The 13,258-nt window shown below is 68.6% G+C and carries 10 protein-coding genes; 2 read left to right on the top strand and 8 right to left on the bottom strand.

Features of this window, described 5'->3' with window-relative positions:
• Positions 1–15: 15 nt before the first annotated feature.
• Together H8R17_RS03805 and H8R17_RS03800 are read left to right on the top strand one after the other, a co-directional pair.
• A complete protein-coding gene (locus H8R17_RS03805; protein ID WP_316959299.1) occupies positions 16–1,002 on the top strand; it encodes an arabinan endo-1,5-alpha-L-arabinosidase in 987 nt (328 codons plus the stop codon).
• The gene (locus H8R17_RS03800; RefSeq protein ID WP_187821677.1) at positions 984–2,420 is read left to right on the top strand and encodes a family 43 glycosylhydrolase; all 1,437 of its coding nucleotides are present in this window, start codon (positions 984–986) and stop codon (positions 2,418–2,420) included. Before H8R17_RS03805 ends, H8R17_RS03800 begins: the two co-directional genes overlap by 19 nt.
• 288 nt (positions 2,421–2,708) lie before the next feature.
• Here H8R17_RS03800 and H8R17_RS03795 read toward each other — a convergent pair whose 3' ends face one another.
• The 8 genes from H8R17_RS03795 to H8R17_RS03760 all read right to left on the bottom strand — a co-directional run bounded on the left by H8R17_RS03795 (position 2,709) and on the right by H8R17_RS03760 (position 13,209).
• Positions 2,709–4,517, bottom strand: a complete 1,809-nt coding sequence (locus H8R17_RS03795; protein ID WP_187821676.1) for a histidinol-phosphate transaminase — start codon at positions 4,515–4,517, stop codon at positions 2,709–2,711.
• A 122-nt stretch (positions 4,518–4,639) separates the two neighbouring features.
• Positions 4,640–5,788, bottom strand: a complete 1,149-nt coding sequence (locus H8R17_RS03790) for an aldose epimerase family protein (protein WP_187821675.1) — start codon at positions 5,786–5,788, stop codon at positions 4,640–4,642.
• Positions 5,789–5,841: 53 nt separating this feature from the next.
• Positions 5,842–7,086 (bottom strand): multiple monosaccharide ABC transporter permease, encoded by a 1,245-nt coding sequence (mmsB, locus tag H8R17_RS03785; protein ID WP_187821674.1) that lies wholly within the window; start codon positions 7,084–7,086, stop codon positions 5,842–5,844.
• Entirely contained in the window at positions 7,083–8,633 is a 1,551-nt protein-coding gene (gene mmsA, locus H8R17_RS03780; RefSeq protein WP_187821673.1) for a multiple monosaccharide ABC transporter ATP-binding protein, read from the bottom strand. Before mmsA ends, mmsB begins: the two co-directional genes overlap by 4 nt.
• A 32-nt stretch (positions 8,634–8,665) precedes the next feature.
• On the bottom strand, positions 8,666–9,778 hold the full coding sequence (gene chvE, locus H8R17_RS03775) for a multiple monosaccharide ABC transporter substrate-binding protein (RefSeq protein ID WP_187821672.1): 1,113 nt from the start codon (positions 9,776–9,778) through the stop codon (positions 8,666–8,668).
• Between the two features lie 152 nt (positions 9,779–9,930).
• Positions 9,931–10,899: a hypothetical protein gene (locus tag H8R17_RS03770; protein WP_187821671.1), complete on the bottom strand. Its 969-nt coding sequence runs from the start codon at positions 10,897–10,899 to the stop codon at positions 9,931–9,933.
• Positions 10,900–11,012: 113 nt separating this feature from the next.
• Positions 11,013–12,017, bottom strand: a complete 1,005-nt coding sequence (locus tag H8R17_RS03765; protein ID WP_187821670.1) for an alcohol dehydrogenase catalytic domain-containing protein — start codon at positions 12,015–12,017, stop codon at positions 11,013–11,015.
• 28 nt (positions 12,018–12,045) lie between these two features.
• Positions 12,046–13,209, bottom strand: coding sequence for a mandelate racemase/muconate lactonizing enzyme family protein (locus H8R17_RS03760; protein WP_187821669.1), 1,164 nt, complete (start codon positions 13,207–13,209; stop codon positions 12,046–12,048).
• Positions 13,210–13,258 lie beyond the last annotated feature (49 nt).

The raw sequence follows: 13,258 nt of genomic DNA, 5'->3' as shown, positions 1-13,258 counted from the left end.
GCAAGGAGGACCCGCGTGAGCCGCACCTCCCGCACGTTCCGCAAGCGCACCGCGTTGTTCGCCGTTCCCGCCGCCGCCCTGCTGGCCCTCGTTCCGTCGACGGCGTCGGCGTACCCCAGCCCCGGTCGCGTCACCGGGGACATCGTCACCCACGACCCGACGATGATGCGTACCTCGTCCGGGCAGTACCTGCTGTACGCGACCGGCGGCGGCATCTCCAACAAGACGTCCGGTGACCGCACCGCGTTCAGAAACGGCAGAGACGCCTTCTCCTCCCGGCCGAGCTGGTGGCGGAACTACTCCTCCGTGCCGGAGGCCTGGGCGCCGGACATCTCGTATCACGGCGGCAGGTACCTGATGTACTACTCCGTCTCCAAGTTCGGGACGAACACGTCCGCCATCGGGCTCGCCACCTCCAGCACCGGGCAGCCGGGGAGCTGGACCGATCAGGGGACCGTCTACACGTCCAGGTCGTCGAGTGACTACAACGCCATCGACCCGAATCTCTTCGTCGACGACGACGATAAGTGGTGGATGTCCTTCGGGAGTTGGTGGAGCGGGATCAAGATGATCCAGATCAATCCGTCCAACGGGAAGCAGCTCAGCTCCAACACCACCCGCTACTCGCTCGCCTCCCGGCCGACCGGCACCAAGGCCGTCGAGGCGCCCTTCATCGTGAAGCGCAACGGGTCCTACTACCTCTTCGCCTCGTACGACGTCTGCTGCGACGGGGTCAGGTCCACCTACAAGGTCAAGGTGGGGCGGGCCAGCAGCATCACCGGGCCGTACCGCGACAAGAACGGCGTCGATATGAGGAACAACGGTGGGACGCCCGTTCTCGAATCCCACGGGAACGTCATCGGGCCCGGCGGGCAGTCGATCATGAAGGACGTCGACGGGGACCTGATCGTCTACCACTACTACGACGGCAACGACAACGGCACCCCCAAGCTGGGCATCAACCTCCTGAACTGGAGCAGCGGATGGCCCGTCGCCTACTGACCCTGCTGGCCGCGCTGCTGCTCGCCCTGTCGATCGGGCAGCCGTCCGCGAGCGCGGCCTCGTTCGCGAATCCGGTGAAGGCAGTCAAGGGCGCCGACCCCTGGATCTCGTACCACGACGGCAACTACTACCTGGTGACGACGAGCTGGACCGACGTCATCACCATCCGCAAGTCGGCCACCCTCGCCGGGCTCTCCACCGCGCCCAGCGTGCAGGTGTGGAAGGGCGACGCCGCCTCCCGGTGCTGCAACATCTGGGCGCCCGAGCTTCACTTTCTGGGCGGCCGCTGGTACCTGTACTACGTCGCGGGGCAGAACGTCTCCGACTACAACCCGACGCAGCGCAGCCACGTGCTGGAGAGCGCCGGCTCCGATCCCATGGGGCCGTACACCTACAAGGGGCAGCTCAACAGCGCGTGGATGCTGGATCCGAGCGTGCTGAACGTGGGCGGCCGGCTGTACATGATGGGCAGCGCGGTCACCGAGGGGACGCAGAACCTCGTCATCGCGCCGATGTCCAACCCGTATACCGTCAGCGGCTCGTACTCGACGATCTCCCGGCCGACGCATGCCTGGGAGCGGCAGGGCGGCACCGTCAACGAGGGAGCGGAGGTACTGCAACGGGGCGGCCGGACGTTCGTCATCTACTCCGCCAGCGGCTGCTGGACCCCCGACTACAAGCTCGGCCAGCTGGAGCTCACCGGCTCCAACCCGCTGTCGGCGTCGTCCTGGACGAAGAAGTCCACGCCCGTCTTCCAGCGCAGTGACGGCAACGGGGTGTACGGGCCGGGGCACAACGGCTTCTTCACCTCGCCGGACGGGCGCGAGAGCTGGATCGTGTACCACGCCAACGACAGCGCGAGCGAGGGCTGCGACAACGGGCGGACGACACGGGCGCAGAAGTTCGGCTGGAACTCCGACGGCACGCCGGACTTCGGTACGCCCGTCCGGCTCGGGACGAGCATGCCCGGGCCCTCGGGAGAGCCGGCCAGCGCCTCCACCACCTACACCCTCAGCAACCGCAACAGCGGCAAGTGCCTTGAGGTGGCCGGTGGTTCGGGTTCCGACGGGGCCAATGTCCAGCAGTGGGCGTGCAACGGCGGCAGCAACCAGCGGTGGCGCCTCGAGGACCTGGGCGACGACACCCACCGGCTCGTCAACGTCGCCACCGGCAAGGTGCTCGACACCCAGGACTGCTCCAGCGCCGACGGGGCCGACCTGCGGCAGTGGTCGTGGCTGAACAACACCTGCCAGCGCTTCCGGTTCCTGGCCACCGACGGCGGCTACGTCAGGGTCGTCAACCAGGCCACCGGCAAGGTCGCCGACGTCGCGAACTGCGCCACCGGGGACGGGGCCGACGTACGGCAGTGGAGCTGGCTGAACAACGCCTGCCAGCAGTGGAGGCTGAGCCCCGCCTGACACTCCGGGCTGCCTGGCGATCCGGTGGCGGACCCGCCGGCGACGCTCCCTGCGGGGCCGGCGCCGGCGCGTCCGCCACCGGTGCGGGGTCGAGTGGGCCGATGTGGGCGCGGCCGGGAAGTCATGGACCCGGAAGGGGTTGCGGGGCGTGCGGGCGTCCGCCTCCGAGATCATCCGTTCCTGGAGCTCAGTCGCCCGCGCGCGGATTGAGGCGGATTGAGGACGGCTGCCGGTCCTCAGGAACGGGGGCAGCCGCCGGGTTCGGGGTGGAGCAGGCCCCGGGGCCGGTCAGGCCCCCGCCGCGTTGGGCCAGCTCTGCGTTCCCGGCCAGCCCGTCGCCGGGGCCGGGGAGAGGCCGTTGGTGCCCCTGACCTGGGCGGCCGTCAGGCCGCCACGGGCGGGGACGCCGGGCGGGGTGGGGCCGGTGGCCGCCGCGGCGGCCGGGGCCGGCACGGGCTGCGGTGCCGGGTAGGGCTGCGGTGCCGGTACCGGCTGGGGTGCGGGGCGTGGCTGCTGCACCGGTGACGGCATCGGCGCGGCGGGCGCGGGCATCGGTGCGGGTGCGGGTGCGGGTGCGGGCGCCGGCCTCGGAACCTGGGCCGCTGGGGACAGCGGCGGGGCCGCGGCCGGGGCCATTGGCTGCGGTGCCGGTTGGGGGGCCGGTTGCGGGGTCGGCTGAGGGGTTGGCTGTGGTGCCGGTTGCGGGGTCGGCTGAGGGGTCGGCTGTGGTGCCGGTTGGGGTGCCGCCGGCGCCGGCATCCCGCCGTACGCGGGCGCCGGGGAGGCGGACGCGGCGGCGGGGAGCGGCATGCCGGTGCCGGCGGCCGGGGCGGCGGCGAGCCCCGGGCCACCGGCACCGACGGCTTGAGCGGCAAGGCCGCGCATGCCGGACCCGTTGGTCTCGCTCACCAGGCGGTCCACCGCCGCCGTGCCCGAGCTGTAGCTGGTCCCGTTGCCCAGCTCGGGCACGGCGGCTCCCCTCCTGGACGTCCCGTACAGCACCTGTTCCAGGCCGGACACCAGGCGACGTACATCCACCTGGGGGCGCACCACGAGACGCAGGAAGCGGTTGGACGAACCGATCTTGTTGCCGCACTCGCGGACCAGGATCCGGTGCTCGGTGAGCATCCGGTCCCGGACCACGGTGCCTTCGGCGCCCACGGGGAGGCGCACGAAGAGGAAGTTGCCCTGCGAGGGATAGACTGTGAGGCCGGGCAGGGCGGAGAGCTGACTGGCCATGTCCAGGCGGTCCTTGCGCACCTGCGTCAGGCTCTGCCCGTACTCGGCGCCGTGCTCCTTGAGCATGAACACCACGTGTTCCGCGAAGGAGTTGACGTTCCACTTCGGGAGCATGGAGCGGACCCGGCCCGCGAGCGCCGGGTTGGCGACGAGGTAGCCGAAGCGTATGCCGTGCAGGCCGAAGTTCGTGCCGAGGCTGCGCAGCACGATGACGTTGGGGCGCAGCATCGCCTCCTGGACGACGCTGGGTTCGGCCTCGGCGTCCGCGAACTCCAGGAAGCTCTCGTCGATGACGACCAGGTCCAGGTCGGCCATCGCGTCCATGAACTGCACGATGGAGTGCTTGTGCAGGAAGCCGCCGTCGGGGTTGTTGGGGTTGCAGATCACCGCCACCCGCGTGCCCCTGGCCCGGATGAACTCGGCGTACTGCGCGAGGTCGAGGGCGAATCCGCTGGACTCCTGGAGCGGGAACATGTCGACCCGCTTGCCGGTCTCCATCGGCTGGTCGGTCCAGCGGCCGAAGGTGGGGACGGGGATGGCGAGGGACTCGCGGACGAGGAGGTGGTCGATCCAGGTGATCAACTCGGTCGACCCGTTGCCCATCGCCACGCACTGCGGCGGCAGTTGGAGCAGGCTGCACAGCTCGGACGTGATGGTGTCGGCGCTGCTCGGGTAGTGCGTGATGATGTCGCGCAGCCTGGCCGCCATGTCCTCGAACATGGCGGGGGTGGGGAAGTAAGGGTTGCAGGGGATGCAGAAGTCCACCGGGCCGGCCCCGTCGCTCTCCCGTGTCAGCGCCGCCATCGACGGGCTGTGCGCCGCAGTGCTGCGGAACAGCGAGGTGACGTTGTCAGCCAAGAGAACCTCCGTTTTGAAGCGGCCCGCGCGGGGGAGCGCGGGCCGCCCATACATACGGAGACCGGTGTGACGCCGTTCAAACCATGTGACGGATCGAGAACGTCAGCAGCCGAACCTGAACGTCAGCAGCCGAACGTGTGGATCGTCGTCGTCCGGTACGTCTCCCCTGGCCGCAGCACGGTCGACGGGAACGACGCGTGGTTCGGCGAGTCCGGGAAGTGCTGCGTCTCCAGGCACAGGGCGTCGCCCTGACGGTAGGTCCGGCCGGAGGTGCCGGGCAGGGTGCCGTCGAGGAAGTTGCCCGAGTAGAACTGCAGACCGGGCTCGTTCGTCGCGATCTTCAGGGTGCGGCCGGAGTCCCGGTCGCGCAGCGTCGCGATGTGCTCGGGACGGGACGTGATGCCCTTGTCCAGGACCCAGTTGTGGTCGTAGCCCTTGGCCATGACCTGCTGCGGGTGGCCGGCGCGGATGTCACGGCCGATGGCCTTGGCCCGGGTGAAGTCGAAGGGGGTGCCGGCGACCTTCGCGAGCTCGCCCGTGGGGATCAGCCCCGAGTCGGTGGGCGTGTAGCGGGAGGCGGCGATCTGGAGCTCGTGGTCCTCGATCGTGCCGTTGCCCTCGCCGGCGAGGTTCCAGTAGACGTGGCTGGTGAGGTTGACGACCGTGGCCTTGTCGGTGGTGGCCTCGTAGTCGATCCGCCAGTCGCCCCGCGCGGTGAGCGTGTACGTCACCTTCACCTTGAGCGTGCCCGGGTAGCCCATCTCCCCGTCGACGCTCGTGTAGTACAGATGCAGGCCGACGTCCGGGCCCTTGGTGAACGGCTCGACGTCCCACACCCGCTTGTCGAAGCCCTGGGCTCCGCCGTGCAGGCTGTTGTCGCCGTCGTTGACGGACAGCTGGTACGACTTGCCGTCCAGGGTGAACTTGCCCTTGGCGATGCGGTTGCCGTAACGGCCGATCAGGGCGCCGAAGTACGGGCTCTTGGCGACGTAGTCCTCGATGTTGTCGAAGCCCGCGGAGATGTTGGTGTAGCGGCCGCGGCGGTCGGGGGTCTCCAGGGACTGGACTATGCCGCCGTAGGTGAGCACCTTCATGCGCGTGCCGCCGTTCTCCAGCGACCAGCGGTAGACCTTCGTGCCGTCGGCCAGCTTGCCGAAGAGCTCCTTCACCGGCTTCCTGCCTCCCGTGGCGTGTGCCGTGCCGCCGAGTGTGGTGGCGGCGATGCCCGCCGCTGCGGCTCCCGCGATGACCGTGCGTCTGTTCAGATCCATGTGCGGCTCCACTTAAGGAAGGGGCCCCGCCTTCCGGCGGGGCCCAGACTGACTTACGAACCGACCTTGCGCTTGTTCCATACGTCGAATCCGACCGCCGCCAGGAGCACCAGCCCCTTGATGACCTGCTGCCAGTCGGTGCCGATGCCGACGAGGTTCATACCGTTGTTGAGCACGCCCAGGACCAGGCCGCCGATGATCGCGCCGAGTACGGTGCCGACGCCGCCGCTCATCGACGCGCCGCCGATGAACGAGGCCGCGATCGCCTCCAGCTCGAAGTTGAGGCCGGCCTTGGGGGAGGCCGCGTTGAAGCGGGCGGCGAAGACCAGACCGGCCAGCGCGGCGAGCATGCCCATGTTGAGGAAGACCAGGAAGGTGACCTTCTTGTCCTTCACACCCGACAGCTTGGCCGCGGGCAGGTTGCCGCCGATCGCGTAGATGTGGCGGCCGATGACCACATTGCGCATGACGTAGCCGAAGCCGACGAGCAGCACGCCGAGGATCAGCAGGACGATCGGGGCGCCCTTGTAGCTGGCCAGCAGCAGCGTGATGACGAGCACGGCGGCGGCGAGCGCGACCAGCTTCAGCAGGAACATCTTGAACGGCAGGACGTCCAGGGAAAACTCCTGCTGGCGACGGCGGTCGCGGACCTCCTGGAAGACCACGAACGCGATCAGCGCGAGGCCGAGCAACAGGGTGAGGTTGTGGTAGTTCGTGTTCGGGCCGACCTCGGGCATGAAGCCGTTGGCCATCTTCTGCAGGCCCTTCGGGAACGGGCCGAGGGTCTGTCCCTCCAGGAAGATCTCGGTGAGCCCGCGCCAGATCAGCATGCCTGCCAGGGTCACGATGAACGACGGTATGCCGCCGTACGCGATGAAGAACCCCTGGATCGCGCCCGCGATCGCGCCCACGACCAGGCACAGGATCACCGCGACCGGCCATGGCAGGTCGTTCTTGACCATGAACACGGCTGCCATCGATCCGATGAACGCCGTCAACGAGCCGACCGACAGGTCGATATGGCCCGCGATGATCACCAGCATCATGCCCATCGCGAGGATGAGGATGTAGCTGTTCTGCAGCACCAGGTTGGAGACGTTGCGCGGCAGCAGCAGGTCGCCGTCGGTCCACACCGCGAACAGCGCCACGATCAGGCCGAGCGCGAACAGCATGCCGTACTGCCGCATGTTGCGGCGCATACCGTCCAACAGCAGTTGCAGCAGACCGTCGCCCGCGCCCGCCCCTCCCTTGCCGGGCGGCGCGGGGGCCGGCGTCTTGGCGGTCAGATCCGTGCTCATCGGGTTACCTCTTTGTCCTTCGTCATCTGACGCATCAGCGATTCCTGTGAGGCCTCCGCTCGTGAGAACTCACCGGTCAGCCGCCCCGCGGCCATCGTGTAGATGCGGTCGCACATGCCGAGCAGCTCGGGCAGCTCGGAGGAGATGAAGACGACCGCCTTGCCCTGGGCGGCCAGCTGGTCGATGACCGTGTAGATCTCGTACTTGGCGCCGACGTCGATGCCGCGCGTCGGCTCGTCCAGGATCAGCACGTCCGGACCCGCGAAGATCCACTTGCTGAGGACGACCTTCTGCTGGTTGCCGCCGGACAGCTTGCCCACCGGCTCGAAGACGGTCGGCGCCTTGATGTTCATGGACTTGCGGAAGCCCTCGGCGACCTGCCGCTCCTCGTGCTCGTCGACCACCCCGCGCTTGGCGACCTTGCCCAGGGCGCTGAGCGAGATGTTCCGGCCGATGGTGTCGATCAGGTTGAGGCCGTAGTGCTTGCGGTCCTCGGTGACGTACGCGATCCCGTGCCTGACCGCCTCAGGGACGGACTTCGTACGGATCTCCTTGCCGTCCTTGAGGACCGTGCCGCCCGCGTACCGGCCGTACGTCCGTCCGAAGACACTCATCGCGAGTTCGGTGCGCCCGGCGCCCATGAGGCCCGCGATGCCGACGATCTCGCCGCGGCGCACCTGGAGCGAGACGTCGTCGACCACCTTGCGCTGCTGGTCGATCGGGTGGTGCACGGTCCAGCCCTGGATCTCCAGGGCGGGCGCGGTCCCCTCCTCCGGCTCGTGCGGGCTGCGCTCCGGGAAACGGTGCTCCAGGTCGCGGCCGACCATGCCGCTGATGATCCGGTCCTCGGTGGTCTCCGCGGCCTTCACGTTGAGCGTCTCGATGGTCTGCCCGTCGCGCAGGATGGTCACCGAGTCGGCGACCTTGCGGATCTCGTTGAGCTTGTGGGAGATGATGATCGAGGTGATGCCCTGCTTCTTCAACTCCAGGATCAGGTCGAGGAGTTTGCCGCTGTCCTCGTCGTTCAGGGCGGCGGTCGGCTCATCCAGGATGAGCAGCTTCACCTTCTTCGACAGCGCCTTCGCGATCTCCACGAGCTGCTGCTTGCCCACGCCGATGTCGGCGACGCGGGTGTCGGGGTGATCGCTGAGACCGACCCGCCGCAGCAGTTCGGTGGCGTGCTTGAGCGTCTCGGTCCAGCTGATGATCCCCCGGCTGGCGTGCTCGTTGCCGAGGAAGATGTTCTCCGCGATGGAGAGATACGGCACCAGCGCCAGCTCCTGGTGGATGATGACGATGCCGTGCTGCTCGCTCGCCCGGATGTCCTTGAACTCGCAGACCCCTCCCTCGAAGAGGATCTCGCCCTCGTAGGTCCCGTGCGGGTGGACGCCGGAGAGGACCTTCATCAGGGTCGACTTGCCGGCACCGTTCTCCCCGCAGATGGCGTGGACCTCGCCCTGCTGGACGGTCAGCGTGACGTCCGACAGCGCCTTGACGCCGGGAAAGGTCTTGACGATCGAGCGCATTTCCAGGACGGGTCCCGCCATGGTCGTGCCTTCCAATCCCTAGAGTGCGGCGGTTACTTGAGGTCGCTGGCCTTGTGGTAGCCCGAGTCGATGACGACCTTCTGGTAGTTGGACTTGTCCACGCTCACCGGCGTCAGCAGGTACGCGGGCACGACCTTCGCGCCGTTGTCGTAGGTCTTGGTGTCGTTGACTTCCGGCTTCTTGTCGTTCAGCACCGCGTCGACCATGTTCGAGGCCACCTTGGCCAGTTCGCGGGTGTCCTTGAACACGGTCTGCGTCTGCTGGCCCGACTCGATCGACTTCAGGGAGGCGACCTCGGCGTCCTGGCCGGTGACGATCGGCAGCGGCTTGCTCTTGGTCCCGTAGCCGTCCGACTTCAGCGAGGACAGGATGCCGATGGAGATGCCGTCGTAGGGGGAGAGGACCGCGTCGACCCGCTCGCTGCGGTAGGACCCGGTCAGGATGTCGTCCATGCGCTTCTGGGCCGTGCCGCCGTCCCAGCGCAGGGTGGTGACCTGGTTGAGGGAGGTCTGCTTCGAGCGGACGACGAGCTGCTTCTTGTCGATGTAGGGCTGCAGGACCTTCATCGCGCCCGAGAAGAAGTAGCGGGTGTTGTTGTCGTCGTTGGAGCCGGCGAACAGCTCGATGTTGAACGGCCCCTTCTTGCTGCCGTCCTTCAGGCCGAGCTTCTCGACGATGTAGCTGCCCTGGAGCTCGCCGACCCTCTCGTTGTCGAACGACGCGTAGTAGTCGACGTTCTCGGTGCCGAGGATCAGGCGGTCGTAGGAGATCACCGGGATGTTGGCGTCCTTGGCCTGCTGCAGCACGTTGTTCAGCGACTTGTTGTCGATGGCCGCGACGATCAGTGCCTTGACGCCCTGGGTGATCAGGTTCTCGATCTGCGAGACCTGCTGGTCCGGGTCGTCCTCGCCGTAGACCAGCGTGGTCTTGTAGCCCTTGGACTCCAGGTCCTTCTTCACATGGGCGCCGTCGAGGATCCAGCGCTCGGAGGACTTGGTCGGCATCGCGATGCCGATGGTGCCGCCCTTGGCGTCACCCGAGTTCTCCTCGCTGCCGCCCTCGCTGCTCTGGCCGCAGGCGGACAGGGTGAGGGCGAGGGAGGCGGCTCCGGCGATGGCGGCGAGAGCGGCTCTGCGGTTACGCATGGTCATCATCCTTGATGTGTGTGCAGGGCTCGGTCTGTGGTGCGAACTCGCTCCGATGGATCCTGCCGGGGAAGACCGAGAGGAGACCGAGAAGAGATGTGTGGGATTGTGCGCGGCTGTGTCTTCTTCTGTGAAGGTGAGTTTCCGGAACGTTATGACGAAATTTCGAACCGCTGCAGATCGCCCGGAAGTCGCGTGCCGAGCGGAGCCATGTCGCCGTCCGCGCCGTGGCGCGCCAGAAGATCCAGAGCGAGCCGTCCGCGCCGCACCCGTTCCTTGGCGGTGGCCAGGGTCAGCTCCCGCATGTGGTTGCCGTACGGGTAGATTCCGGGTGATTTCGAGAGGCCGAACTTCAGGTAGAGCGGTGCGCCGCGCCTGATGAGCTCGGCGACCTCGTACATCCGCACATAGCCGCCGAGGTCGTCGGGGGCCTCGATGTACATGTCCATGGGGGCGCCGGACGCCCGGCGGATCTCGGTGAGGTGATCCAGCGTCAGATCGCTGGGCACGTTGACGGAGTCGGCGCCGAGCCGCTCGTACACCGCGTACGAGGCCGGGTTGACGGGCCCGACGAGCGCCGAGACCTTCAGTGTGGTGTCGGCCGGGATGATGCCAGCCATGCGCGCCCGGTGCAGCGTCCACAGCACGCCCTCGTCGGCGACGAGCAGGCACTTGACGCCCAACTCCGTTGCCCTGACAGCGTCTTCGACGCACCCGGCGACCGCGTCGTGGCCGCGCACACGCAGCCCGGCGCCGCCCGAGTCGGTGCGGGTCGAGCCGCCGATGTCCCACGTGCCGCGCGGGCCGGTGAACAGGCACAGCTCGATGTCGCGCTCGCCGGTCGCCTCGACCATCTCGGTGATCTCGGTGTCGGTGAGCATCCACACGCCGCTGCCCTGGCTGATCCGGTGGATCGGCACGTCCAGCCGGGAGGCCTCCTTCAGGACCACCGCCAGCGCCTCGGGACCCTCGCACGAGGGGATCTCGGTGCGCCAGCGGCCGCCGCCGGGGAAGGAGTGCGGCGAGGCGTCGGCGGGGTCCAGGGCGGGCGCGCCCAGACCGAGGGCGGTGAGCGCCGGCTCACCGGGCCTGCGGGCTGCCGTGGCGGAATCGTCGGTCACAGGAAGTCCTTCTTGTTCGGTATTTCGGACGAGGTTCGCCGCTCAGGTCGCGGGAGGGCTTGGGAGTACGCCGGTGCGGAGGCCGTCAGGTTGCCCCCGTACCGGCGTACGTCTTAGGGGCGGAGCAGCACCTTGCCCACCTTCGGGTCGCCGGACCCGACCAGCTCGATGGCCTCGGGGAACTCGGCGAGCGGCAGCTCGTGCGTCACCAGCGGCAGCGGATCGAGGAGCCCTGCGGCGAACACCCGTACCGTGTGCGCCCAGGCATCCGGCGGCGCACCGAAGACGGTGTGCACCTCCAGCTGCCGTACGACGAGATCGGTGGGGTCGAGCCCGTCGGCGCCGGGCGCCGGGATGCCGGTCAGGACCAGCCGCCCGCCGCGCCTGAGCAGCGCGGCTGAGGTGCGCGCCGCGTCCGCGGACCCGGCCGTCTCGATCACGACGTCGAAGTCGTCGGGGAGCGCCTCGTCCTTGGTCCGGAAGTCGGTGGCGCCGTAACGCCGCGACAGCTCCTCCCGGTCCCGTCGGGTGCCCACCACCAGCAGCTCGGCCGGGGAGTTCGCCTTCAGGAACTGCACGGCGAACATGCCGAGCGTGCCGGTACCGACCACGGCCACCTTCTCGCCGGGCCGGGCGTTCGCCTTGAGCGCCGCGGCGGCGATGCAGGCGGCCGGCTCCAGCAGGGCGGCGGCGGTCAGGTCGCAGTCGTCCGGAAGCGTGTGCAGGAGGCGGGCCGGGAGGGTCAGCGTGGTCGCCATGGCGCCCGGCTGGGTGAACCCGGTCTCCTCGTACCCGGCCGTGCACAGGGTCGTGTCGCCCGCGTGGCAGCGGTCGCAGACCTGGCAGTTCCGGAAGCCCTCGCCGACCACCTTCCGGCCGACCAGGGACTCCGGGATGCCGGCGCCGACCTTCACGACCGTCCCGGACCACTCGTGGCCGGGCGTGAGCGGGTAGCGGACGTAGCCCTCGGGCCGGTTGCCCTGGTAGACCTCGCGGTCGCTGCCGCAGATGCCGGAGGCGTGGACGCGGACCAGCGCCTCGCCGGCGCCGGGATCGCGGGGCTCGTGCGGGACGAGACGGTGCTCGCCCGGGGCCTCGATGACGACTGCGGTGCTCACATGGCCTCCCGTGCCTGCCGCCCCGGACTCACTTCGAGCCCTTGGGCTTGCGCTGCTCCCAGCCTTCCGCCCACAGGTCGAAACGGGCCTGCTGCTGCGGGAACTCGGCCGCGGCGTCGACGTCCAGCTCGACGCCGAGGCCGGGGGCGTCGGACAGGTGGAAGCAGCCGTCCTCCGGGTTCACCTGCGGCGCGCCCTTGACCACCTTCTTGATCTCCGCGTCCGCGAAGTCATTGAAGTGCTCGAGGATCTTGAAGTTCGGGGAGGTGAAGCCGACCTGGAGGGAGGCGGCGGTCAGCACCGGGCCGCCGACGTTGTGCGGCGCCACCAGCATGTAGTGCGTCTCGGCGGTCGCGGCCAGCTTCCGGGTCTCCCAGATGCCGCCGATGTGGCCGACGTCCGGCTGGATGATGTCCACGGCCTGGTTCTCGAAGAGCTCGCGGAACTCGATGCGGTCGTGAATGCGCTCACCGGTGGCGACCGGCATGTCGACCTTGGCCGCAACCTTCTCGAGAGCCTTGAGGTTCTCCGGCGGCACCGGCTCCTCCAGCCAGGCCGGGTTGAACGGCGCCAGCTCCTTGGCCAGGCGGACCGCGGTAGCCGGGGAGAAGCGGCCGTGCATCTCCAGCATCAACTCGGCCTCGGGGCCGATGGCGTCGCGCACGGCCTCGATGAGGGAGACGGCGTACCGGCTCTGCGTGTGGTCCAGTTCGAAGTGGCCGGTGCCGAAGGGGTCGATCTTCAGTGCCCGGTAGCCGCGCTCCATGACCGTCCGGGCGGCCTTGTGGTACGCATCCGGCGTCCGCTCGGTCGTGTACCAGCCGTTGGCGTACGCCTTGACCTTGTCGGTGACCTTGCCGCCCAGCAGCTGCCAGACGGGCACGCCGAGCGCCTTGCCCTTGATGTCCCAGCAGGCCATCTCGACCACGGCGATACCGGACATGACGATCTCGCCGGCGCGGCCGTAGTCGCCGTACTTCATGCGCTTGACGAGGTCCTCGACAGCGAACGGGTCGGAGCCGAGAATGTGGTTGGCCTCGGCCTCCTTCAGGTAGCCGAGGAGGGCGTCGGTGTGGCCCAGCATCCGGGTCTCGCCGACTCCAGTGATCCCCTCGTCGGTGTGCACCTGGACGTACGTCAGGTTGCGCCACGGCGTCCCGACCACGTGTGTGCTGATTCCGGTGATGCGCACGGCAGTTGCCCCTTGCTGCTCGTCGTCGGCTCGGTTGCTTCTGTCTCGG

The sequence above is a fragment of the Streptomyces sp. TRM68367 genome, from assembly GCF_014495685.1.
Lineage (GTDB): Bacteria > Actinomycetota > Actinomycetes > Streptomycetales > Streptomycetaceae > Streptomyces.
The sequence above is the reverse complement of the archived record's forward strand: the minus strand, read 5'-3'. Positions and strand labels throughout refer to the sequence as shown.

Excerpts from the sequence above, each read along its gene's own strand:
- H8R17_RS03800 (WP_187821677.1), top strand. The coding sequence starts at position 984 with ATGGCCCGTCGCCTACTGACCCTGCTGGCCGCGCTGCTGCTCGCCCTG.
- H8R17_RS03790 (WP_187821675.1), bottom strand. The coding sequence starts at position 5,788 with ATGGATCTGAACAGACGCACGGTCATCGCGGGAGCCGCAGCGGCGGGC.
- mmsB (WP_187821674.1), bottom strand. The coding sequence starts at position 7,086 with ATGAGCACGGATCTGACCGCCAAGACGCCGGCCCCCGCGCCGCCCGGC.
- mmsA (WP_187821673.1), bottom strand. The coding sequence starts at position 8,633 with ATGGCGGGACCCGTCCTGGAAATGCGCTCGATCGTCAAGACCTTTCCC.
- chvE (WP_187821672.1), bottom strand. The coding sequence starts at position 9,778 with ATGCGTAACCGCAGAGCCGCTCTCGCCGCCATCGCCGGAGCCGCCTCC.